26 protein-coding genes are annotated in these 23,546 nt (G+C 50.3%); 18 read left to right on the plus strand and 8 right to left on the minus strand.

Annotated features, from left to right (window positions below):
- Window position 1 precedes the first annotated feature (1 nt).
- The 6 genes from EBB_RS10840 (at window position 2) to EBB_RS10865 (ending at window position 5,926) form a co-directional block, all read left to right on the plus strand.
- Window positions 2–544, plus strand: a complete 543-nt coding sequence (locus tag EBB_RS10840; protein WP_192393888.1) for an MSMEG_0567/Sll0786 family nitrogen starvation N-acetyltransferase — start codon at window positions 2–4, stop codon at window positions 542–544.
- Window positions 541–1,614 carry a sll0787 family AIR synthase-like protein gene (locus EBB_RS10845; RefSeq protein ID WP_225587393.1) on the plus strand — a complete coding sequence of 358 codons (1,074 nt, stop codon included), beginning with the start codon at window positions 541–543 and terminating at the stop codon, window positions 1,612–1,614. Before EBB_RS10840 ends, EBB_RS10845 begins: the two co-directional genes overlap by 4 nt.
- Before the next feature lie 2 nt (window positions 1,615–1,616).
- Complete coding sequence (locus EBB_RS10850; RefSeq protein ID WP_192393889.1) at window positions 1,617–2,792, plus strand: MSMEG_0565 family glycosyltransferase; 1,176 nt, start codon at window positions 1,617–1,619, stop codon at window positions 2,790–2,792.
- Window positions 2,785–3,072 (plus strand): MSMEG_0570 family nitrogen starvation response protein, encoded by a 288-nt coding sequence (locus tag EBB_RS10855; RefSeq protein WP_192393890.1) that lies wholly within the window; start codon window positions 2,785–2,787, stop codon window positions 3,070–3,072. Before EBB_RS10850 ends, EBB_RS10855 begins: the two co-directional genes overlap by 8 nt.
- A gap of 34 nt (window positions 3,073–3,106) precedes the next feature.
- On the plus strand, window positions 3,107–4,378 hold the full coding sequence (locus EBB_RS10860) for an MSMEG_0569 family flavin-dependent oxidoreductase (RefSeq protein ID WP_192393891.1): 1,272 nt from the start codon (window positions 3,107–3,109) through the stop codon (window positions 4,376–4,378).
- 114 nt (window positions 4,379–4,492) lie between these two features.
- Window positions 4,493–5,926 (plus strand): aminotransferase-like domain-containing protein, encoded by a 1,434-nt coding sequence (locus tag EBB_RS10865; protein WP_192393892.1) that lies wholly within the window; start codon window positions 4,493–4,495, stop codon window positions 5,924–5,926.
- A 119-nt stretch (window positions 5,927–6,045) separates the two neighbouring features.
- Here EBB_RS10865 and EBB_RS25890 read toward each other — a convergent pair whose 3' ends face one another.
- The 5 genes from EBB_RS25890 to EBB_RS10890 form a co-directional block, all read right to left on the minus strand.
- Window positions 6,046–6,243 (minus strand): protein-tyrosine phosphatase family protein, encoded by a 198-nt coding sequence (locus EBB_RS25890; RefSeq protein WP_225587394.1) that lies wholly within the window; start codon window positions 6,241–6,243, stop codon window positions 6,046–6,048.
- 150 nt (window positions 6,244–6,393) lie between these two features.
- Window positions 6,394–7,470, minus strand: coding sequence for a dual-specificity RNA methyltransferase RlmN (gene rlmN, locus EBB_RS10875; protein ID WP_225587395.1), 1,077 nt, complete (start codon window positions 7,468–7,470; stop codon window positions 6,394–6,396).
- A gap of 67 nt (window positions 7,471–7,537) precedes the next feature.
- Complete coding sequence (locus EBB_RS10880; RefSeq protein WP_225587396.1) at window positions 7,538–8,353, minus strand: copper resistance protein B; 816 nt, start codon at window positions 8,351–8,353, stop codon at window positions 7,538–7,540.
- Window positions 8,340–9,992 (minus strand): copper resistance system multicopper oxidase, encoded by a 1,653-nt coding sequence (locus tag EBB_RS10885; RefSeq protein WP_192393893.1) that lies wholly within the window; start codon window positions 9,990–9,992, stop codon window positions 8,340–8,342. Before EBB_RS10885 ends, EBB_RS10880 begins: the two co-directional genes overlap by 14 nt.
- A gap of 202 nt (window positions 9,993–10,194) precedes the next feature.
- The gene (locus tag EBB_RS10890; protein ID WP_225587397.1) at window positions 10,195–10,602 is read right to left on the minus strand and encodes a DUF2750 domain-containing protein; all 408 of its coding nucleotides are present in this window, start codon (window positions 10,600–10,602) and stop codon (window positions 10,195–10,197) included.
- Between the two features lie 254 nt (window positions 10,603–10,856).
- Here EBB_RS10890 and EBB_RS10895 point away from each other — a divergent pair, with 254 nt between their 5' ends.
- Window positions 10,857–11,120 (plus strand): RNA recognition motif domain-containing protein, encoded by a 264-nt coding sequence (locus tag EBB_RS10895; protein ID WP_192393894.1) that lies wholly within the window; start codon window positions 10,857–10,859, stop codon window positions 11,118–11,120.
- Window positions 11,113–11,346: a VF530 family protein gene (locus EBB_RS10900; protein ID WP_192393895.1), complete on the plus strand. Its 234-nt coding sequence runs from the start codon at window positions 11,113–11,115 to the stop codon at window positions 11,344–11,346. The genes EBB_RS10895 and EBB_RS10900 overlap by 8 nt, the downstream gene beginning before the upstream one ends.
- Before the next feature lie 37 nt (window positions 11,347–11,383).
- Here EBB_RS10900 and EBB_RS10905 read toward each other — a convergent pair whose 3' ends face one another.
- A complete protein-coding gene (locus EBB_RS10905; RefSeq protein ID WP_192393896.1) occupies window positions 11,384–12,112 on the minus strand; it encodes a hypothetical protein in 729 nt (242 codons plus the stop codon).
- A 166-nt stretch (window positions 12,113–12,278) separates the two neighbouring features.
- On the opposite strand from EBB_RS10905, the gene EBB_RS10910 reads away from it, so the two are divergent.
- Window positions 12,279–12,506 (plus strand): hypothetical protein, encoded by a 228-nt coding sequence (locus EBB_RS10910; protein WP_192393897.1) that lies wholly within the window; start codon window positions 12,279–12,281, stop codon window positions 12,504–12,506.
- A 37-nt stretch (window positions 12,507–12,543) separates the two neighbouring features.
- Here EBB_RS10910 and EBB_RS10915 read toward each other — a convergent pair whose 3' ends face one another.
- Complete coding sequence (locus EBB_RS10915; protein WP_192393898.1) at window positions 12,544–13,353, minus strand: bestrophin-like domain; 810 nt, start codon at window positions 13,351–13,353, stop codon at window positions 12,544–12,546.
- 297 nt (window positions 13,354–13,650) lie between these two features.
- Entirely contained in the window at window positions 13,651–14,553 is a 903-nt protein-coding gene (locus tag EBB_RS10920; RefSeq protein ID WP_192393899.1) for a MerR family transcriptional regulator, read from the minus strand.
- 91 nt (window positions 14,554–14,644) lie between these two features.
- Between EBB_RS10920 and EBB_RS10925 the strand changes: the two genes are divergently transcribed.
- From EBB_RS10925 to msrP, 9 genes are all read left to right on the plus strand, one after another.
- Window positions 14,645–15,904 carry a sigma-70 family RNA polymerase sigma factor gene (locus EBB_RS10925; RefSeq protein WP_192393900.1) on the plus strand — a complete coding sequence of 420 codons (1,260 nt, stop codon included), beginning with the start codon at window positions 14,645–14,647 and terminating at the stop codon, window positions 15,902–15,904.
- Between the two features lie 50 nt (window positions 15,905–15,954).
- Window positions 15,955–17,118: an FtsH protease activity modulator HflK gene (gene hflK, locus EBB_RS10930; RefSeq protein ID WP_192393901.1), complete on the plus strand. Its 1,164-nt coding sequence runs from the start codon at window positions 15,955–15,957 to the stop codon at window positions 17,116–17,118.
- Window positions 17,115–17,981: a protease modulator HflC gene (gene hflC / locus EBB_RS10935; protein WP_036272710.1), complete on the plus strand. Its 867-nt coding sequence runs from the start codon at window positions 17,115–17,117 to the stop codon at window positions 17,979–17,981. Before hflK ends, hflC begins: the two co-directional genes overlap by 4 nt.
- Before the next feature lie 17 nt (window positions 17,982–17,998).
- Entirely contained in the window at window positions 17,999–19,903 is a 1,905-nt protein-coding gene (gene ftsH, locus EBB_RS10940) for an ATP-dependent zinc metalloprotease FtsH (protein ID WP_192393902.1), read from the plus strand.
- A gap of 68 nt (window positions 19,904–19,971) precedes the next feature.
- Entirely contained in the window at window positions 19,972–20,391 is a 420-nt protein-coding gene (locus EBB_RS10945) for a hypothetical protein (RefSeq protein WP_225587398.1), read from the plus strand.
- 312 nt (window positions 20,392–20,703) lie between these two features.
- Window positions 20,704–21,189 (plus strand): SRPBCC family protein, encoded by a 486-nt coding sequence (locus tag EBB_RS10950; RefSeq protein ID WP_192393903.1) that lies wholly within the window; start codon window positions 20,704–20,706, stop codon window positions 21,187–21,189.
- 42 nt (window positions 21,190–21,231) lie between these two features.
- Window positions 21,232–21,687: a PAS domain-containing protein gene (locus EBB_RS10955; protein ID WP_192393904.1), complete on the plus strand. Its 456-nt coding sequence runs from the start codon at window positions 21,232–21,234 to the stop codon at window positions 21,685–21,687.
- A gap of 31 nt (window positions 21,688–21,718) precedes the next feature.
- Complete coding sequence (locus EBB_RS10960; protein ID WP_192393905.1) at window positions 21,719–22,549, plus strand: sterol desaturase family protein; 831 nt, start codon at window positions 21,719–21,721, stop codon at window positions 22,547–22,549.
- A gap of 35 nt (window positions 22,550–22,584) precedes the next feature.
- A complete protein-coding gene (gene msrP, locus EBB_RS10965) occupies window positions 22,585–23,541 on the plus strand; it encodes a protein-methionine-sulfoxide reductase catalytic subunit MsrP (RefSeq protein ID WP_192393906.1) in 957 nt (318 codons plus the stop codon).
- Window positions 23,542–23,546: the final 5 nt, after the last annotated feature.

Genomic DNA, 23,546 nt, shown 5'->3' on the forward strand with positions numbered 1-23,546 from the left:
GATGTGGAGCAACGACTTTAAACCGTTTTTTGCCAACGCTTACCTGATCAAATTCGTCACCGAGGATTGGGAACGCAAACAGATGCGGGCGCTGCGCCAAGCCGTGTTCTGTGAAGAACAAGGAATCTTCGCCGGCAACGACCTGGACGACATCGACAACATCGCCACCCCCATCGTGGCTATCGCCTGCGTTGCCGGCCTGCCGGATAGGGTTGTCGGCACCGTGCGGATTCATCAGGAACAACCCGGCATTTGGTGGGGCTCGAGATTGGCGGTGGAGCAAGACTATCGCAAACAAGGCAGTCTCGGCGCGGCGCTAATCAAGCTAGCCGTCACTTCAGCGCACGCTCAGGGTTGCACCCGCTTTCTGGCGCAGGTGCAAAGCCGCAACCAATTGCTGTTTCGCCGGCTGCACTGGAAATCGTTGCAGGAAATTTCGGTACATGGCCGGCCGCATTATCTGATGCAAGCGGACCTGGCTTGGTATCCGCCTTATGCCGATGGAGCTATCGGTTTTGTTACCACGAATCGGGTTGCCGCATGACCTGGCTGGCCGATTTGACTCTCGACATCCGCCAAGGTTTGGGATTGGCGCATAAGCGGGATATTGCCCAGGTGATGAAATACTTATCGCCGCATTCCGCTGAGAAGATTCATTGTTCCCACGGTCTCCGTGGGAACCCCGCTCTGGACGCTCCAGCGTCCCGAACCGCAGAGCGGTTCAGTCTGCATTCCCACGCGCAGCGTGGGAACGATGTACCGATCGGCGACGATTGCGCGGCGATAGCCGATGCCGACGGCTATCTGTTGTTGGCCTGTGAAGGCTACCTGAATCACTTCGTCGCCAGCCAGCCCTGGTTTGCCGGCTATTGCGGGGTGATGGTCAACGTCAGCGACATTTATGCAATGGGTGGTCGGCCTATCGCCGTGGTCGATGCGATCTGGAGCGACGGTGAACATCAAGCCAAACCGATTCTGGAAGGCATGGCGACTGCCGCGCAAGTCTACGGTGTGCCGGTGGTTGGCGGCCACAGCAATCTGCGCAACGATCGCCCGCAATTATCGGTCGCCATCCTGGGGAAGGCGCAAAAACTATTGAGCAGTTTTGCCGCCAAACCGCGACAACAACTGCTGGCAGCCATCGATTTACGCGGCCACTTCCGTGAACCTTATTTATGGTGGGACGCCAGCACTGGCGCACCACCCGAACGCTTGCGCCAGGATTTGGAAGTCCTGCCGACACTGGCGGAAACCGGCCTATGCGCGTCGGCCAAAGACATCAGCAATGCCGGAGTAATCGGCACCTTATTGATGCTGCTGGAATGCTCCGGTTTAGGGGGCGTGATCGACATTAACGCCATACCGCGTCCAGCCGACATCGATTTGGCAAGGTGGTTGCGCTGCTTTCCCAGCTACGGCTTCGTGCTGAGCGTGGATGAGATTAATAGCGAAGCGGTGATTGAACTGTTTAGCCGGCGCGACATTGGTTGCGCAGCCATCGGCAAAACGGACGACAGCGGCCGGCTGCGGCTTAAAGCAGGCGCCGAAGAACAACTGCTCTGGGATTTAAATAGCGAAGCCCTGATCGGCTGCGGCCCAAACCGGCAGGATTAGCGATGCATAGATTACGAATTGCCATGCTGACCCATTCCGTCAACCCACGCGGCGGCATGGTGCATGCGATGCAATTGGCGGAGGCTTTGCAGGATTTGGGACACGACGTGACCTTGATCGCCGCAGCGGAACCGGGCAAAAATTTCTTTCGCGACGCGCGCAGCCAGACAACGCTGATACCGCTACCCAGATTGAGCAGCGAATTGGTCGACGCTGTCGGTCAACGCATTCAGGCTTATATCGATTACTTCAACCAGCCCGATACTGAAGCATTCGATATTCACCACGCCCAAGATGCCATCAGCGGTTGCGCGATGGCCGAACTTAGCGAACGCGGCATCATCGATGGCTTTGTCCGCACCGTGCATCATCTGGATAGTTTCGACGACGCTTCATTGGCGAATTGGCAAAATCGCTCGTTCCTGGCCGCCCAACGAGTCTTGTGCGTCAGCCTTGATTGGCGGGACAAATTGCACAAGCAGCATCGGATTGCCGCCACCCAAGTCAATAACGGCGTCGATACTCAGCGCTATTCGCCCACGCCGCAAGCCCATGACGAAACCCTGCGCCAGTCGCTGGGTTTGACGCGTGGCGGGCCGATCTTCCTGGCGGTCGGCGGCATCGAGGCGCGCAAAAACACTTTGCGCATCTTCGCCGCATTCCGCCAAGTTTTGCAGCACCGCCCCAATGCGCAGTTGATCATCGTCGGCGGCGCAAGCTTGTTAAATCATCACGCATATCGTCAACACTTCAATACCGCCGTCGCCGAGAGCGGTATTCAGGATGGCCACGGCCAACCATTGATAATCACCGGCCCATTGCCCGATGCCGACATGCCGAGTTTGTTCCGTCTGGCTGACGCACTGGTGTTTCCATCATTGACCGAAGGTTTTGGCCTGGTGGTGCTGGAGGCCATTATCTCCGGCACGCCGGCCATCGTTTCGCTACGGCCGCCGTTTACCGATTATTTGCAAGATCAGGACTGCATCTGGACCGACCCGGAAGACAGCGCAGCGATCGCAAACGCGATGCTGACGGCCGTCGATGATTTCCCCACGGATAGCTTGCCAGCTATTGCTAAGCGTTTAAGAGAGCAATTTTCCTGGGCGCAGTCGGCCCATACCCATCTTGAAATTTACCGTTCATTCATCAACGCCAAAGGAACCCACTATGCCTGAAATGCGCTTCCGCGTCCGCTGGCCGGACCAAACCGAGAGCCTGTGTTATTCGCCGTCACTGGTCATTAAGGATTATTTCCAACCCGGACAAAGTTATCCCTTGCCGGAATTCGTCAAGCACAGCCGCGAAGCGTTGGAAATAGCCAGCGAGCGAGTGCGGCAAAAATACGGCTACACCTGTTCCAGCGCGATGAGCCAACTGGCGGAAATCGAAGCCAAGGCCAGCCAATTTTTGGAAAGCGACAGCCCCCAGGTCAGTGTCATCGAATTCATAGAATAAGCCAACACCCCCCACTCAAATAGACGAGGACGACATGAAAGAAAAATCAGAAAACACCCGCCTGCACTATGACACGATTATCGTCGGTGGCGGCCAGGCCGGTTTGTCCGTCAGTTACCATCTGCAAAAGCAAGGCATCAGCCATATCATCTTCGAAAAAAACCGCATCGGCCATTCCTGGCGCAACGACCGCTGGGACAGTTTTTGTTTGGTCACCCCAAACTGGCAATGCCAACTGCCGGACTTTCCCTATCAGGGCGACGATCCGCAAGGCTTTATGCTGAAAGACGAAATCGTCGACTATATCGAGGCATTCGCCAAAAAAGTGAATCCACCGATTATGGAAGGTGTCGCGGTGAATCGGGTCTGGCGTGGCGAGCAAGGCAAGCTGCATGTCAGCACCTCAGCCGGCGAGTTTTCGGCCAACCATGTCGTGGTAGCAACCGGCGGATACGATGTTCCTATCGTGCCGGACTATGCACACAGCTTGCCCAAGCACATCACCCAGATTCATTCGGTCAATTACCGCAATCCGGATCAACTGCCGGCAGGCGAAGTGCTGGTGGTCGGCACTGGCCAATCCGGCGTGCAGTTAATGGAAGACTTGCATCTGGCCGGCCGCAAGGTGCATCTGGCCGTCGGTAGCGCCCCGCGTTCGCCGCGCATGTATCGCGGCCGCGAAACCACGGAATGGTTGTTTGATCTGGGCTTTTATCAATTGACCATCGACCGCCATCCCTTGGGCGACGAAGCCAAGCACAAGACCAATCATTACCTGACCGGGCGTAGCGGCGGCCATGAAATCGACTTGCGCCAGTTTGCCTTGGAAGGCGTGAAACTTTACGGCAGCATGGCCAACATCGACGGCAGCCAATTGGAGTTTTTACCCGATTTGACCAAAAACCTGGACGATGCCGACGACATCTACGTCAATATCCGCAACGACATCGACCGCTATATCGTCGAAAATAATATAGCTGCACCGGTCGAACCGCCGTTCCGCAAAGTATGGGAACCCGAGTTCGATCCTACCCGCATTGATGCGGATGCCGAAAACATCACCAGCATTATCTGGGCAATCGGTTTTAGACCGAACTACCGTTGGATAGAACTGTCCGCCTTCGATGGCCGCGGCTTCCCGCAATATGATCGCGGTGTCAGCAACGTGGAGGGGCTGTATTTTATCGGTCTGCCCTGGCTGCATACCTGGGGGTCCGGACGGTTTCTGGGGATTGCCGACGATGCCGAGTATTTGGCGGATGTGATTCAGCGTAAATTGGCGGCTAAGGCCGTGGCTGAGGTGTAATCGTTAATCGGTGTTGCAAGACGAGCATAGGCTTCACTCTATAATGGCGGTTCTTGATCCAACCAAAACCAGCGAATGCTCGGCGCAGACGCATCGATTGACCTGGATAAATGCATGAAACACTTATACGAAACCGTCGCGGATACGGTGATTGCGCATATCGAGCAGGGTGTTTACAAGCCAGGCGAAAAACTGCCCGGTGTCAGGAAGCTGAGTCAGCAATTGAATGTCAGTATCTCAACCGCACTGGAAGCCTATCGTCTGTTGGAGGACAGCGGCAGGATTCAGGCCCGCTTGCGTTCCGGCTACTATGTCAGCAGCTTTCGCCGGCAGGCGATTGTGGAGCCAAACATTTCCGATGCGCCGGTCACGCCAGCCAAAGTCACCGGCCAGTCGCTGACCCGGCAAATCCTCCGCGCCGCCAAAGACCCGTACCAGATCAACCTGGGTTCGTCGGTACCGCACGCCGATTTCTTACCCACTCATGCGCTGCAACAAGCCACCGGCAAGGTGGCGCGCAGCTTTGGCAAACGCTGTTTTGACGCCGACGAACTATTGGGCAATCAGGAACTGCGCCGGCAAATCGCCAAGCGCATGGTGGAACTGCAATGCGCCGACAGCCCGGACGATATTGTGGTTACCCACGGCGCGCGCGAAGCGGTCAGGTTAGCGTTAATGGCTATTTGCGAACCCGGCGATTTGATTGCCATCGAATCGCCGACCTTTTACGGCTTATTGCAAGTCATCGAATCCTGCGGCATGGAAGCGCTGGAGATTCCCACGCACCCGCGCGACGGTTTGTCGTTGGATGCCTTGCAAATGGCCATCGAGCAATGGCCGATCAAAGCCTGTTTGCTTGTTTCCAATTACAACAACCCGCTGGGTTCGTGCATGAGCGACGAGCGCAAGCAAGCCTTGGTGGCCTTGCTGGAACGACATCAGATTCCTCTGGTCGAGGATGATGTTTACGGCGACTTGGGCTTTGGCTTGCGGCGGCCTTCGGTCTGCAAAGCCTGGAGCCGAAACGGTCAGGTGTTGTATTGCAACTCCTTCGCCAAGACGTTATCGCCGGGCTTGCGGGTGGGCTGGCTGGTACCGGGACGCTATATGGCGCAGGTGGAAAACTTGAAATACATGAAACACCAGGCCGTGCCGACCCTGAATCAGCTGATCGTCGCGCAGATGTTGGAGCAAGGCGGTTACGACCGCTATCTGCGGCATGTGCGTCAGGACTATGCCCGCAATGTTGCATTGACCGTGAAGGCTGTCAGCCTGTTGTTCCCGGAAGGCACCCGCGTCACTCAACCGGAGGGCGGCTTTGCCTTGTGGGTGGAATTACCGACCGGGGTCGATGCTATGGCACTGCACCGCCGGGCCAGCCAGGAAAATATTATTATCGCCCCCGGCCCCTTGTTCTCGGCCACGCAAAAGAAATACAGCAACTTCATCCGCTTGAGTTGCGCCGTGCCTTGGAACGACAGGGTAGAAAAAGCGCTGAAGACGTTGGGGGATATTGCCGGGGATTTGCTGACACAAAATCGCCAGTAACTGCTGTTAATTTTAGACTGTCGGTACAGTGTCTCGCCTATTGAAAAATTGGATAGTGACCGCGGCCGGCGGGTTTGTGCTGCTCGTAACCAATCCATTAGCTCTTGCACTCAAACAGACTAGCGCCCAGCCATATCGGCTTTGTGTGCAATCATTTTGTCGGCCAGCGCATGGGTACCGCCGCTGTCAAGAATGACTTGGCGGATTTCATGCCCGAGCTGCGGCACTTTTAGGGCTTTGAGCTCCGCGGGTTCGACTAGTGTCAACACCAGCTTTGCTCCCCAGGTGGCGATGGCGTCCAAGCGACGAGTGCGCACGCACCTCTGCAATCTGCAGCGGGTGTGTATGGCTGGTCCGCACCATTGTCATATTGCCGTCCTGACGAAATAGTTCACGATGGTTTATTGCTTGAATGCAGGTTTTAGGTATTTTTTATCTAAAGCCTATGTAGGTCGAATAAATTCGGCCTACAGTGAATTGGCTGAGTTTTTAGAATTGAGTTGTCCACACGCGGCCAATACGTCGTCGCCTTTAGTGCCTCTTATTAAAGTCGGGATTCTAAAGGTATCTAAAATTGCTTTAAAGTTTTCGACTTCATTCAGATCAGGACTCTCGTAACGTGAGCCAGGGAAAGCATTAAATGGAATTAGGTTTATATAGGCTCTTTTGCCTGCCAGTAACGCGCCCAATTTTTTAGCATCATCCGCAGTATCGTTTAAGCCTTTTATCAGAATATACTCATAAGTAATAAATTGTTTCTTTTGCAAAGGTATGGCGTCAATATAGGTTAATACTTCAGCTAGCGGATATTTTTTATTAATCGGAATAAGTTCATTCCGTTTTTCAGTGAACGGTGAATGCAACGATAAGGCCAGATTCACTCCAGGAACTTCCTGGAGCCATCTTTTCAGTCCGGGAATATAACCTGCCGTTGACACCGTAATTTTTTGTACGCCAATTGACGTACCACGTTGCGATAAAAAAATTTCACAGGCTTTTTTAACGCCGTCAAAGTTATGTAAAGGTTCGCCTTGTCCCATGAAAACAATATTTAAAATCCGTTCTTCTCCTGGCCTGTTGCTTGCCAACCAACGCCAAGCCTGCAGAAACTGCCCAACCATTTCACTGGTAGTCAAATTCCGTTTAAGCCCTTGTTCTCCGGTAAAACAAAAAGAGCAATTCATTGCGCAGCCAACCTGCGATGACAGACAAATAGAATATTTATTGTTAAACGGAATAAGGACAGTTTCGACTTTGTGCTTGTCTTTTAGCTTAAATAGAAACTTTACTGTTCGATCTTTTGACGACTCTTGCACGGTATCGATTTCCGGCAAGGAAAAATCGAAATGTTTTTCAAAAAACGCCAATGAGGATTTTGAAATATTATCGCGACATTGAATGCTTTCTTTTTTCTTATAATGCCAATTAAATAGAATGCCTGCTACCGATTGATTTAAATTATTCTGCTTTATAACTGCTTCTAAATCAGAATAATTTAAGTCGTAAAAAGATTTTTTCAAAATTTCTCCTGGCAATGCCGACATTTTACCTATCCCTATAGGCTTGAAAAATTGGGTATTATTTTCCGATTGTACGCAGGTCCGCAACGCCTCAATACCATACCCGCACCCCCACGACACCGCGCAAACTGTGTTGGTGTTCGCGGAGTGATTCTTCCTCGACATAGTCCATACCCACGTAAGGCGCAAATTCGCGTTCGATTTCGTAACGCAAGCGAAAGCCGGCTTCAAATTCGGTTATTCCGGCTTTAACGCCGCGATTTTTTATATCTTCAGCCGCTACATTTACTTCCACCCGCGGTTGCAGAATCAGGCGCTGGGTCAAGAGCATTTCGTAACCCAGCGTCAAACGCCCCAGCACGTTGCCTTTCTCGTTAATGAACATCGCACTGTCCACTTCAATAAAATACGGCGCCAGCCCTTGAAAGCCTATCACTGCATCAAAGGTGCGTTCCGGTTCTATCGCTCGCCGCGCACCGATTTGAAAGTCCCAAAACGTATCAATATTTCGGCTATACAGCACTTGCAAATCGGCGCGGCCAAAGATGTTTTGATCGGCGGAATAGTCGCCTTCCGATTTCAACCACAGTTTATTTTCGTCGGTACCGGTCCAGTTTTGCACATCCCATTTGAATAGATGCAAGTCTTGATTACCTTCGTACTCCAGTCTGTCGGCCTTGAAATGATTAAAAATCATCGAACTATCGTGCGCGGTAGCGGCAGAACAATACAGCGCCAGCAGCAGACAGAACCAAACATTTATATGTCTATCAAGCGAGACCTTAGAAGTCATCGTTCCCGTGCAGAAGCAAGCCCAGTCGTCACACTGGATTCCCGCTTTCGCGGGAATGACGACCATGGAGTACTTACGGGTCATCGTGGAGAACCAGGCCTTACTGATGCTCATGTTTCGCCTTTTCTACGATTAATTTACGAAACATGCCGGTATCCATGTGATACAGCAAATGACAATGAAAGGCCCACTCGCCTTCCGCATCTGCCGGCACATCGACGCTGACCGTCTGACCGGGCTTGACGTTGATCACATGTTTTTTCGGGTTGTACATGCCATTCCCATTGTCCAGGTACTGCCACAGACCGTGGATATGGATGGGATGATTCATCATGGTTTCGTTTATATAAGTAAAACGAATTCGCTCGCCAAATTTGACTCGAATCGGCTCTGCATCGGCAAATTTAGTGTCGTCGAACGACCAGATATAGCGCTGCATATTGCCGGTTAGCCTGAGTTTGATTTCTCGGTCCGGCGGCCCCATTAGCGCATGGTTTGGTTGCACGGCGATTAACTGGCTATAGCTCAACGGTTTGGCGGTATCGCTGGCATCCGCCACTGGCATTACATGGCCGGCATGCGGATTCGGAGGGGCATCGGCAGTGGCATGCTGATGGCCGCTGTGCTCTACCATGGTGGAGTCTGGTGCAAGCGCGCGTTCTGCGTGCGAGTGGTCAACTTCCGCAGTAACCGCTGGTTCATCCGGTGCTTGATGAGCAGAATGGCCGGCATGCTCGCCTCCCATATCCGCCAAGGTCAACAAAGTCATGGGCCGCAATGCAGGCAATTCGGCATGCAGGTCCGCGCGCGGTGTCAACGTCGCGCTGACATAACCGCTGCGATCCATCGCTTCGGCAAAAATGCTGTAAGCCTGCTCGGTTTGCGGCTGAACCAAGACGTCATAAGTTTCCGCCACGGCAATGCGGAATTCCTCTACATCTACCGGCTCAACCGGCTGACCGTCCGCGGCAATCACCGTCATTTTTAGACCCGGCAGACGCACATCAAAATGCGTCATTGCCGATGCGTTGATAAAGCGCAAACGCACTGTTTCGCCAGGCTTGAACAGATAGTGCGGTTTCGCTTCCGCAGTTTTGCCGTTGATCAAAAACCGGTAATTGGCGCCGGTCACATCGGCCAGATCGGTAGGCTCCATACGCATTTCGCCCCAGGCCAGCCGATCAGCTATGGTTTCCCAAAAACCCAAGCGTTGAATATCGGCGAAGAAATCACCCACTGTGCGTTGTTGAAAATTGTAATAGTCGCTTTGTTTTTTTAAGCGGGCCATGGTCCGCTGCGGATCGGCACGCGGCCAGTCGGACAGCATCACCACATAATCGCGATCTACCGTTTGCTGCTCCTGTTGCGGGGCGATGATCAGCGCACCGAACAAACCCTGTTGCTCCTGCATGCCGGAATGGCCGTGATACCAGTAGGTGCCGCTTTGCTTGACTTTAAACCGGTAGGTAAAGGTCTGGCCGGGTTCAATGCCGTCGAAACTGATGCCCGGCACGCCGTCCATTTGGTAAGGCAGAATGATGCCGTGCCAGTGAATTGAAGTGGATTCTTTGAGTAGATTCGTGACTTCTAAGGTCACGTCCTCGCCTTCCCGCCAATGCAAGGTGGGCGCTGGCAAAGCGGCATCCGCCAGCACGGCCTGCTGAGTTTCGCCGATTAGATTGATCGACTTTTCCGAAACCGACAAACGATAAACATCGGCCTGCGTCAGGCTGGGCAGCAAATTTGCCAGCATCAGCCATGCAATAGCATATCTATCGACCCGCCCCTTAAACTTCCTGCGCTCATGATGTCCTACGATTGCTTTAAGGGCGGGATTGATAGGGTGGGAAAATACCCAATAGCGCATAACACCCCTAAAATCCGGTTAACAGGTGTTTACTCTAACATTTTTAAAAGAATCGATACTTCTGAGCGCCAACGGGGGGATTACGGCCTTAATCGTCCAGCACAAAGTCGCGCGAATCGCGCATACCTTCCAGAAAATTAAACAAGCGTTGCGGACTGATCAGACAGCCAGCCGCCGCTTTTCGGGGCATGATTTCTACTAATACACCCTGTGCGGTCAGCTTGTTCAAGATTTGATACATGAAAAAATCCAGCGTTTCCGCCACACCTATCATATTTTCCCATTCGCCGACCGCTGCCTCGTCGGCATAACGCCGGTACGGCCAGACCGGCAAGGTTTCGTGACCGTCCACCACCCGCAAGATCCATTGCCGGCTTTCCTTCAAGCCCCAGACTTCGTCCATTTCTACGATACGATACATAAAATATTCCAACAGATCTTCATCGCTCATGGATTGAGCCGCATCATATTCTTCTTGGTAGGGTTCGTAGCGCATAGTACCGATCCGGTAATGGAAAACCACTTTGCAGCAATAATCGCACCACGCTAATCGGCCTTCGCGAGCCCACCAAATTCGGCGAATTGTTGGGTTTACGCGCAAATAAGCCCTATCGCCACGCGTTGACTAAGCGATTTATTGTCGCGTAAGCGACAAAACCTCAAGCAATTGCCGCACAGCGCGTATTTAGCAAAAAAGCCTAATCCGATAAGTTGTATAGTTGCGGGCCTTTAGCATAAACAAGTAAACCTATGAAATTACTGATACGCAATCTTCCCCGCACCACCACCGAAGCCGAATTGCGGGCCATGTTCGCGGAACACGGCAGCGTGCAGTCTTGTTCGCTGGTGATGGACAAAGACACCCATAGCTCGAAAGGCTTTGGATTTGTAGAGATGCCCAAAGCCGGCGAAGCCAAGGCCGCCATCAAAACCCTGAATGGTTTGGAAATAAACGGCAACCGGATTCGCGTGAAAAAGGCCGAAACCAACGTTGGCGAAGCTGCCGATGACTAAACCCGGCAAGCAAGATCCATTGCATGGCATCACGCTGGAAAACCTGCTGACCCGTTTGGTAGAAAAATATGGCTGGGCAGAATTGGCCAGCCGCATCGACATCAACTGCTTTGCCAAAGACCCCAGCATTAACTCCAGTCTGAAGTTTTTGCGTAAAACACCGTGGGCACGGCAAAAGGTTGAGGCGCTTTATTTGCAGAGTTCGTGGGTGGAAGATACCGATTAAGGAGAATTGCATCCCAGCAATTGCAGGCAATATTTGTTTAATGCCAATAAATACCCACCAATCCCACCCAATGATCGCCGGCATAGACATTGGGCCGCTGAACGCCCAACCCCAATCGCCAGTCGCCGACGACGGGATAAAGCAATTTGACCGTCGCCGCCCCCAAAGCATTGCTGCCGGATAAGTAATCGCCATTGATCCGCCACTTGTCGAACAACGGCGCTTCCATATTCACATGCAGACCCACGCTCTGAAAGCCCGCCAAAGCCGCATTGGCGTAATACAGACCTGTATCCAGATCCGTGTCCCAGTTCGGCAAATGTCGCTGATATTCCAGGTAGGAAAAACTCATAAATACGGTAGCTTGCGTCAACAAGCCAAGACCGCTCTGGGTACCGGCGATGATTTGCATATCGTGCGCCAGCCAATGTTTTTCCACGTTCAGCATCACGTCAGGCTGAAATGACACTGAAGACGCGGCAGTGGACGCAAATTGCCCGTTCAGCAAACTCAAGCCCAAGTCCCAACCGGATGCCAAACCGTAATTTGCCGACAGATTAGCAACGGCTGCCGAGCCGAAGATATTAGTCTCTTGTTCTATATCGATAGTCCCGACATCGGTAACATCGATGTCCGGCATATTGCGCACCGGCTTTTTATGCTGACCAGCATCGGCGCGCTCTTTTGCCGGCAGATTGGCGGCAAACACCACCGAAAGCATCAAACTTGTTACCGCGATTTTTGCTTTGCAGCCGTCGTTAACCATATTCCTAAACCCAGGGCCAAATGTTCGGCAGCTTGGCTATTTTGGAGGATTGGGCAAGCCAGAAACAGTCTAAGCTTGTTCTCGCACCACCCTCATAAAAACTATTTGCACAATAAATATTGTATCGATACTATATCGATACAATATTTATCCAGGGGAGTCAGCGATGCGCAAAATAATTATAATAACCGGCATTTTGATGTTGAATTTACTTAGTGCGAATGGCGTTAACGCTCAGCCGCAGTCATTTTCAGAAAACGGAATTCTCGCCAATACCTTGCCCGTGCTGCATACCAAAACCTCCGAGCAGTTTGACAACCTGAAAACCGAATTGAGCATATATTCCTTGATTGCCGGGATATATGCGCTGTATTGGCTCAAACAACGAGCCTAGATCAAGCGCGCCTTACCCGGGAGCCCTATCTGCCAGGTCAACGCAGATTGTCGATCTTGTCAGTGGCGTGAACAGCGGTTTGCAAGTCGATCATGCTCTGCTGGCTCACCCGGATTACGCCTCGATAGGGTCGGTCCAAATCCAGAATAATGAACACCATGACCACAATCAGCCAGACCATGATGTAAGTGACGAACGATGTGCGGTGCCCGGCCAGACCGTTGGTATAACCCACCAGCGCGCCGCTCATGACAAAGGTGATGTACAACAAGCCCAGCACCAACTCGGGTACATGCCGCTTCACCTCGGCATCGCGTTTGCCAAAATTATCGATCAAATCGTTCAAGGCGGGGATAAACAAACCGGTGGTCACCGGACTGGGTGCAAGTTCATTCGCTTGCCGGGCGTAATCCCAAAGCTTCGCTTGCATGCGTCCGGCCTCGGCGATCAGCGTTTCCCTCTGCCCACGCTGGGTTAGATCGACAGTGCCGGTTCTTACCCGCAAATCCACGTAGTCACGTATCAGACTACTGACTTCTGCACCGACCGACTTCGGCAATAATTGGGCGCGCAAATAAGCTGTACCAATGGCATTGGCTTCGTCGACCACCGCCTCGCTACGACTATCGTAACGCTGTAAGGACAAGGAGAACGTAAACCCCAGCAGCAATGCCAGAATGCCGAGTAAAGATCCGGAGATCGAATTGACATGGGCTTTGAAATTATCATCCACCTTAGGTTTAATCCGTAAACCCAAGCGATAACCGAGTTCTATAGTCAGCGCCATGGATCCCAGCAACACACAGGCGATCAATAAACTATCGATGTCGTAAGTAATCTCGTTCATGATTTGAATTGGCGAAAGCACCTGACAGAAAATTTGGGCAAACTTGCCGTTGCTTGATTATGGAGGACAGTTGAAAATTTGTCATTCCGGCATATGCCGGAAGCGAAAAAGTCCTTAAGCTATTAAACCGGCCTTGTTTAAAACGGGTACACCGTTCGGGCTGCGTCTGTCGAAGCCTGATTTGGCATGTCCTTCGACAGGGCTCTCCTGATCGCAGCCGAAAAGCTCAGATACTAAGGCGCAAGCGAAGATCGGTAAGCAGCCTCGCGAGTCCGCTGTCTGAGTTTAACCTGTCATTCAGTTGGACAACTGCTGTTGCTGGGCCTTGGCGTTGAAATGATCAATATCGGTAATCAACTCGCAGTTGCTTAAATCATTTTGCAATTGCGTGTAATAAAAATAAGCGCCGCTGCCGCCCAACCATACCTGGGTGGGCTCACTGCTGACCGAATCTATGATTAGCTGCAATTCGTCGAGAGTTAATTGCTCCGGCGGAGTCTTGACCAAGCCCATGACTATGACGTCCGGCTTTAAATGCTGGCAAGCCTCGATAATATCTTTGGCTGGCAGATCGGCACCTAAGTAGTAACAGTTGTATCCCTGGTTAGCGGCAATCAGACAGCTCACCAAAATGCCAAACTCATGCGGGTCGCCGCTCGGCGTGGCGAACAGCATGCCCGGATTGTTTTTCGAGTGGTGGTGCAAATTGTTCACCATGCTCAACACAATCCGCTTGATACAGCTGGAAAACATGTGTTCCTGGGCGATGTTCAACTTTCCGTCATGCCAAAGCTCTCCCACTGTTTGCAAGGCAGGCAACAAAATGTCTCTGGCGTAGTCCAACGGCTCGGCAGCAATCAGAGCCTTCTTCAACAACTGTTCGCAGCGTTCGATTCTGTATTGTTTCAACGAATCGATGATCTGCGCCAATAGCGGGGACTGTTCTTTCGCCGGTTGTACGCTGACTTGCTTCTGAAAGTCTTGTAGTTGCTGGTTGTCCAGGGTCGCCAGCTTGCCGATGGGATGGCCCTTTCGGGTCAGATTGACCAATAGCGTCAATTTTTCCAAATCCTGTTGCGAATAGAAACGCCGACCCGTGCTGTTCCGCGCCGGCATGATGCAGGCGTAGCGACGTTCCCAGGCTCTTAGTGTTTCCGCTGTTAATCCGGTTAAGGAGGTAATCGCTTTAATTGAGTACATTGTTCAACTTTTGTATAGAAAATACTTTGACAAACATTCTACATTCTAGTAAGTTATTTGCCAACAACTTAAATAACCAAGTGAATTGATTATGTCCAACTTAGCCGCATTGCCAATTGATAGCGAGATGGATTCGATAACAGAATCCCAACCTAACTCACTTGCCGTTCAAGTTGAACAGGCCAGGCAGACTTTGTTAGGGTTGTTACTGGAAAATAAACAAACCAACATATTGATAATTAACAGGTTCTTGAACGACCTCAACTCCGGAGTCGATAGCTCGGATTTGATCGTCGCCAAGAACTCAGACGACTACAAAAGGCTGCTGCAATTACTAGTCAACAGCCAGGCGGTATATAGAAATACCGCAGGCCTTGATGGTGAGAATAACGGACAGGACAAAGTTGTACAAGCTGAGAATGTTGTACAACTTATGGGGTCGGAGTTTGCACAACAATCCCTGATAGCCCGCTCAGTCAATCGCTTGTTGTACAGCCTGCACTTGTTACCGGTATTTTTGATGGACAGTGCGGCACAAGCAGACAGCATATTGACTGTGGACACCGAAGATGGCGCCGATTTCAAAAAACGCTTGGGCAAAGCCAAACGGGAATTGAGAAGCTTGCGCCAGGAAATGATCTCCGCTAACACAGGCTTGGTGGCGTTCGTGGCCCACAAGTACAAAACCAGTAACCTTAGCTTTGAAGATTTGATGCAAGAAGGCCTGGTCGGGCTCATTAAAGCAGTAGACAGATTCGATCCGGATCGCGGCATCTGCTTTTCCACTTACGCTATTTATTGGATCAGGCAGGCTATATCCCGTCTGATAGTCAAACAAGAAAAAATTGTGCGTTTGCCGGTGGCTTTGGCCGAAAAAGCCGCCACCGTATTCGAAGCTATGCGCAGTTGCTACCTTAGATATGAGCGCTGGCCGAGCATCGCCGAATTAAAACTGGCTTGCGATTTATCCGAGCAAGAGATTAAAACCATCAGCAGCTACTATCAGGCCACCCATTCTTTGGATGCGTCTATAGGCGATGATGACGATAACCTGGAATTGATGGCAAAAATGCAGCAGCATCAATTCAGTCTGCCACTCGATGAACTAATTGATCAGGATCTGGCTCAATATGTCGACAAAGCAGTTGCTTCGCTACCGGAAAAACAGGCGGCGATCTTAACCATGCGTTTCGGTCTGCGCGATCACACGGAAATGACCTTGCAGGCAGTAGCGGATCAGCTGCATGTTACTCGGGAGAGAGTCAGGCAAATTCAAAATGAAGCTTTAAAAAAACTGAAACAACAATTTGGCTTTGACCTTATGCTATTTCTCGAACCCAAGGACGGCTAACAATAACAATCATTGACCCAGGTCAGGCTAACACTACAAGAGGAGTGATTATGTCATCAGAAAAACAAAACACCAGTAAGCAAACGCCGCAGTCCGACTGGAAGTTGGAATTGGATAAGCAGTGGAAGCACGTCTCTACCAAAGCGGGCGACTTCTTCAACGATCATAAAAGTATGTTTTCGTTAACCAACATCGCCGCCGCCGTGGGTGGCACGTTGACCGTCGTCTGGCTGGCCAGCGGGGTTTATATCGTGGACCAAGGTAATCGAGGCGTGGTAAGCCGCTTCGGCGCCTATTCGGAAACCACCCTACCCGGCCCACACTGGCATATCCCGGCGCCTATCGAAAGCGTCGCCAATGTCAACGTAGAACAACAACGCTTCATCGAAGTCGGCTACACCGACTCCAGCCGGGTTAACAAATCGTCTGTTATTCCACAGGAATCGCTGATGCTGACCGCCGACGAAAACATTATTACCGTGCGTCTGGCAGTGCAGTATCAAATTAACAACGCTCGCGACTACCTGTTTAACGTCAAAAACAACGAAAACACGTTGAAACAACTGACTGAAAGTGTCGAGCGGGCGGTAATCGGCCGCAACAATATGGACTTCGTGTTAACCGAAGGCCGCAGCCAAATCGTCGCGGAGATTAAAGAACAAATTCAGGAAGCGATGGATGGTTACAAAGCCGGCATCAGCATTGCCAGTGTCAACTTGCAGGATGCACAACCGCCCGAAGAAGTGCAAGGCGCATTCGAAGATGCGATTCGGGCCAGAGAAGACAAGCAACGTTTGATTAACGAAGCCGAAGCCTACAGCAACGAAGTGATTCCTAAAGCACGCGGCGCGGCATCCCGGATTATTCAAGAAGCGGAAGCTTACGAAGCCGAGAAAGTAGCCAAAGCCAAAGGTGAAACCGAGCGTTTCGATCAATTGCTGGTGGAATACGAAAAAAGCCCAGCCATCACCCGTAAGCGTTTGTACCTGGAAGCCAAAGAAAAACTGTACAGCAGCACCAATAAAATCATGCTGAACGAAGATCAATCCAGCCCGATGATGTATATGCCCTTGCCGCAAACAATGACTCAACATGCGCAACCCGCCGCCAGCCATACGGAACCGGAAATTAGTGCTGAACCGCACAACGGCGACAAAAACGGCGTTCGCAAATCAACCGGCAACGAATTACGTCCTAGCAGGAGCAAACCATGAGCAGCAAAACCACCCAAGTTTTAATTCCGGCCGGTTTGACCCTGTGTGTACTGGCCTATATGTCGGTTTTTTACGTCAAAGAAAACGAAAAAGCCATTCTGTTTCGTCTCGGAGAGATGGTGACATCCGATTACACTCCCGGGCTACATTTCAAGACCCCTATCATCAATAATGTCAGCACATTTGATGCGCGTGTGCTGACCTTGGATGCCAAATCCGAGCGTTTTCTTACCTCCGAGAAGAAGAACGTTATTGTTGACTCATTCGTCAAATGGCGGATAGGTGATGTGGGTCTTTTTTACACCACGGTCGGCGGCGACGAGTTTCAAGCCAATCTGCGCCTGGACCAAATCATGAAAGACGCGATGCGTAGCGAGTTTGGTGTGCGGACCATCAAGCAATTGATCTCCGAAGACCGCAACGAACTAAGACAAACCTTGCTGGCCAAATTGGCACCCACTGCCGAAAAATTCGGTATCGAATTAATCGACATCCGCGTTAAACGCATCGATTTGCCGCCTGAGGTCAGCAGCTCGGTGTATCAACGCATGCGGGCCGAACGGGAGCGGGTCGCCAGAGAATTCCGTTCGCAAGGGGCCGAAAGTGCCGAGCAAATCAGCGCGGAAGCCGATAAGCAAAAACACGTGATAGTTGCCAATGCCCAGCGCGATGCGGAAAGCATTCGCGGTCGCGGTGATGCGCAATCAGCGGAAATTTACGCAAAAAGCTACGGTAAAAACCCCGAGTTTTATGCGTTCTACCGCAGCTTGCAGGCATATCAAACGTCATTTGAAAAAACTCAGGATACTTTGGTGTTAAAACCAAACTCAGACTTTTTCAAATACTTCTCCAGCGAAAAGTAAGTTAGGAGACAGCTATCATGAAAAAAATGTTTATTTTTCTATCCATCCTGATCGTAGCGGGGTTGGTGGTGTCGGCGGTGATGAACCGCAACATGCCGCAATACGATCCGCATTATGAAATCTCGTACTCCGACTTTATCGAAGACGTGCGTAATAAAGTGGTTACGGAAGTGGTGATTGACGGCAACTACGTCGACGGTCAGCGTCAAAACGGCACGCGCTTTGCCACCTATAACCCCAACGACTCCAGAATGATTGACGAGTTGCTGGAATACGGCGTGAAAATTAAAGTCGAGAAGCCCCAACAACCCTCCACTTTGATGAATATTCTCATCTCTTGGGCGCCTACCCTGCTGCTCATCATGGTGCTGGTATATTTCATGCGCAAGCAGGCAGCGATGGGCGGCCGCGACGGTCAGATGGGTTTCGGTAAAAGCCGCGCCAAGTTAATGGCTGAAGACCAAATCAAGGTGCGATTCACCGACGTGGCCGGCGTGGAAGAAGCCAAGGAAGACGTCGTGGAAATGGTCGACTTCCTGAGAGAACCGGGCAAATACGAAGCTTTAGGCGGCAAGATTCCGCGCGGCGTGTTGATGGTTGGACCTCCCGGTACTGGTAAAACCTTGTTAGCCAGAGCGATTGCCGGAGAAGCAGGCGTACCGTTCTTCTCCATCTCGGGTTCGGATTTCGTGGAAATGTTCGTCGGTGTCGGTGCCTCCAGGGTCAGAGACATGTTTGAACAAGCCAAAAAGCGCGCACCATGTATCATATTCATCGACGAGATCGACGCAGTTGGCCGGCAACGTGGCGGCAGCGGTATCGGCGGCGGTAACGACGAACGCGAACAAACCCTCAACCAATTGCTGGTGGAGATGGACGGTTTCAGCGGCAACGAAGGCATTATCGTCATCGCCGCTACCAACCGCGCTGATGTACTGGATAAGGCTTTGTTGAGACCGGGCCGTTTCGACCGGCAAGTTCAAGTGGGTTTGCCGGACATCAAGGGCCGCGAGCAAATTTTGAGAGTGCATGGTGCCAAAGTCCCGCTGGCCGAAGACGTCAACATCAACGATCTGGCCCGCGGCACACCCGGATTTTCCGGTGCGGAGTTGGCTAATCTGATCAACGAAGGCGCTTTGTTCGCTGCTCGTAACAAAAAGCGCATAGTCACGATGAACGACTTGGATAAAGCTCGCGACAAAATGATCATGGGTGTGGAAAAACGCACCATGGTCATGACCAAAGAAGATTTGTTGATGACTGCTTATCATGAAGCCGGTCACGCCATTGTCGGTCGCAACGTGCCTGAGCATGATCCGGTCTACAAAGTCAGCATCATGCCGCGCGGTGGCGCGTTGGGTATCACCATGTTTTTACCCGAGCGCGACCAATACAGTGCCTCCAAGGATAAGCTGGAAAGCCAGATCGCCAGCTTGTTCGGCGGCCGGGTAGCGGAAGCCTTGATTTACGGTAAAAACAAGGTTACCACCGGCGCTTCCAACGACATCATGCGAGCCACGCAATTGGCTAGAAACATGGTCACCAAGTGGGGCTTGTCGGATCGTTTAGGCCCCATGGATTACGGCGACAGCGAAGGCGGCTATATGGGCCCGCAGTCTAAACCAATGTCCGAAAAGATGGCCCAAACCATAGATGAAGAAGTACGGGCAGTCATCGACGCGAACTACAACCGCGCCGAAACCATCCTGAAAGAAAACATCGAAGTGTTACACAACATGGCTCAAGCCTTAATGGATTGGGAAACCATCGATAAATTTCAGATCGATGAATTACTACAAGGCAAAAAACTTGCACCACCGGAACCCGAAGTAGAAGAACCAAAATCGTTTGAAGAGATTGAAGACTCAATAAACGAAGAAACCGGCGGTCACCTGGATCAAGGACAAATATTGGCGTCCTAAAAGTCCTCCTCTATGTACCCTCCAAACGCTGTACTCTTGGAGGGTATCTTTTTTTCAGAGGTAGCAATATGCATACTCAATCGATAACCACAAAAACCATGAATTTCCTGCAATTGTTGTTGCAGATTAATTTTAATGCAGCAGTGATTTTATTATTGATCAGCGGTGCAGCCACCATATTCGGCAATACCCTGTTTTTTGAAGATAGCAGCGATCTGTACGGTCCATTGGCAAACAATATGCGGTTAATGATGTTTTATTTGTGCTTAATTCAAATCGCAGCGTACAGCTTTTATAAATTAAGCAACAGCCCTGAAGCATTGGCCGCGTTAGGAGTTTTTCTGCTGTTATTAATCGGTTCGCTGGAGTTTTACTGCTCGATTAATCAAATTGAAATCGACGAAAACTACCGGCAATTATTTATTTATTCGGGATTATCGCACCTGCTTTATGGCGGCTGCGCGGCCATGCGCCACCAGCAAAACTAGGGATTGGTAATTTTCCGTAACAAAGTGGTCTAGAATTAGACACTAAAGTATTTATCTCTACTATTATGGACTTTGCTTCGCACAGGTGTTAAAGCAAATTGATATTTTTTAAAACTCATTGTAATCCACTGTTTAGCTATACGACCATCTCTAAATCGACACCATCGAGGTATACTGAGTCAATACACAAAAAGCCGAACCGCCTGACAGCAATTTAATTGTCTAGATTTAAATAAGGTTTTATCGGCTTTAGGTGTCCAGAAAAATAATAACAACGCTGAGCAGAAAGCTCCGCGAGGGGGGAAACATCAAATGCACATCAAATTTCCGTTTGACTCACATAAGCCCATTGCCGGCGAGGCCTGCATCGATATAGACAAACCTGTTGACGATGTTTTTCAGTATGTTGGTGAAAATTTTTTTGAGAACTATCCGAAATGGGCTGTGGAAATAGTCGATTTTGAACCTCTCGATGGCAAGGAAGTATTCATCGGCGCCAAGGCCAAGCAAATTCGTAACGACAACAACGGCGAAATAGAGTCTGTTTTTGAAATTACTGAATATCAACCCAAATCCAAGCTGATCTTTCAAGGATTGACTCAGCCTTATAAGCACAGCTATCTGCTTGAAGCCATTCAAGAAGATCGCCGACCTACCCGCTTGACGTTTCGCTTTGAGTTTTTGGAGTTGGAGGTATTTATGCGGCCTTTTGAAAAATTAATTCGTTGCGCGATCGAAGACGGTGCGGAAAACACCGTCGAAAACATCAGGAATTTAATATTAGTTGAATGCAACTAGCATATAAAAACTCATAATTATTATAAAACCCGGAGTTTAACCATGGCTTTTATTGTTGAAAAAGATAGCGGACTGATTCCGCAAGTACTTTCCGCTATTTTGGACGAATGCGTAAACGGCGTGACGCTAGCCGACCCTGACATTGAAGATGCGCCGATTATCTACGCCAACAAGGCATTCGAACGCTTAACCGGTTACAGCCATGACGAGATAATCGGCCACAACTGCCGGTTTTTACAAGGCGAAGACAGAGAGCAAGAAGCGCGTTTTAAAATTGTTGAGGCTATGAAAAACCACGAAACTGTGGAAGTCACCTTAAGAAATTATAAAAAAGACGGCACGTTATTCCACAATCATTTGAAAATAACCCCCTTATTGGATAAGAAAAATCGAGTCATTTATTATTTGGGCGTGCAATACGATATTACAGAACAAATAAACGCCAACAACGAAATAAAGGAATTGACAACTTTGCTAAACGCTATTCAAGGGAATTAACAATCCTTACGACAAATTATTGGGGACTTCCATGAATACCACTGCAAATAGCCCGGGCGACAGTAGTCTGTTTTTTAACGAAGCCTTATTCGGCTTAGCGATACTCGCTTTCGTGTTGTTGCTGGTCATAGAGAAAACCAAACCTTATCGTCCATTCCCGGCCAAAACCTATAAAGAGTCGTTTGTTACCAATACTACGGCTTTCTTGGTCAACAATTTAATTTTAACCGCACTTAGAGCCTCATCCTTATTTCTGGTAGCCCAACAATTCGCCAGTTACGGCTTATTAAGCGGTCTGAGTAACGGTCCGCTTAAATGGGTTCTGGCATTTGCATTTTTCGATTTAGCCATTTACCTGTGGCATTACGCCAGTCATCAGTCCGAATATTTATGGCGATTTCATAAAATCCACCATAGCGATAAATGCTTTAACGTTTCCACCGGTTTTAGGTTTCATGTTTTCGATTTATTTCTTGAAATAATTTACAAATGTATATTCGTGGTGGTAATCGGGGTGGATGCTTACCTAGTGCTTTCCATCGAAATTATCGAGTTATTTTTCATCTTTTTTCATCATGGAAACATCCGCGTACCCAAGGAAGCTGCAATTTCTCAAATAATTATCACCCCTTCCCTGCACCGTACTCACCATTCCACTTTGCGCTCGGAACATGACAGCAATTACGGCATAGTTTTGGCGATTTGGGATCGGATGTTTGGTACCCGCAAGGAACTGGTACCCGCTAATATAGGATTGGACTTGATTGAAGCCGAGAATTTTATTCAATTGTTTTCTCTGGCATTTATTACCGAACGTAAAATCCGCCAATTGATGGGCTGGATTCCGAAAGGCAAAAAATAGTGGGACTTCTTCTATAAGTTACCGGTAATCAAGCCATGATTATAAAAACAATAAAAAATATCCCCGGCAGTGAAATTACCGATCCCCTGGTTTTTCAGCAACGCCGTACCCTCATCAAAGCGATGGCGGCGATGATGCTGACCGGCACCAGCATCCGCAGCGGCTGGGCTGACGACTCAAAACCAATTTGGAGCGCGGTATCCAAGAGCCCGTTCTCGGCGCCTGAGTTAACGGTGACTCCGGCGGCAGCCGCAAAAAATTACAATAACTACTACGAATTTGCCTTCAACAAAGAAGACCCGGCCAGTCTGGCCCAAAGCCTGCGCATAGATCCCTGGTCCGTGGAGATCGGCGGTGAAGTAGAAAAACCCGGCACCTACCAGTTGGAAGATATTCTGAGCCGGCACACGCTACAGGAGTACATCTATCGTTTCCGGTGCGTCGAAGCCTGGTCCATGGTGGTGCCCTGGGTGGGCTTTTCGCTGGGCGATTTGCTGAAAACCGCAAAACCTCTATCGAACGCCAAGTTCGTGAAACTCACATCGGTTCAACAACCGGACACTATGCCCAAGCAACATACTAAGGCTATGCTGGACTGGCCCTATATTGAGGGCTTGCGTATCGACGAAGCCATGCATCCCTTGACGATACTGGCTGTGGGTATGTACGGCGACATTTTGCCTAAGCAAAACGGCGCGCCGCTACGTTTGGTGGTGCCTTGGAAATACGGTTTTAAAAGCATCAAGGCCGTCGTCAAAATAGAACTGCTGAAAAGACCGCCAATTAGCAGTTGGAACAAATTTGCCCCCAATGAATACGGCTTTTACGCCAACGTCAATCCGGACGTACCGCATCCGCGTTGGAGCCAAAATAGCGAGCGACTATTGGGCAGCGGCTTCTTTACCCCGCGCCGGCAAACCGAATTATTTAATGGTTACGGGGAACAGGTGGCTCACCTGTATCATGACATGGATTTGAGGCATTTTTTCTAATGATT

It is taken from the genome of Methylomonas fluvii, from assembly GCF_014850975.1.
Classification (GTDB): Bacteria; Pseudomonadota; Gammaproteobacteria; order Methylococcales; family Methylomonadaceae; genus Methylomonas; species Methylomonas fluvii.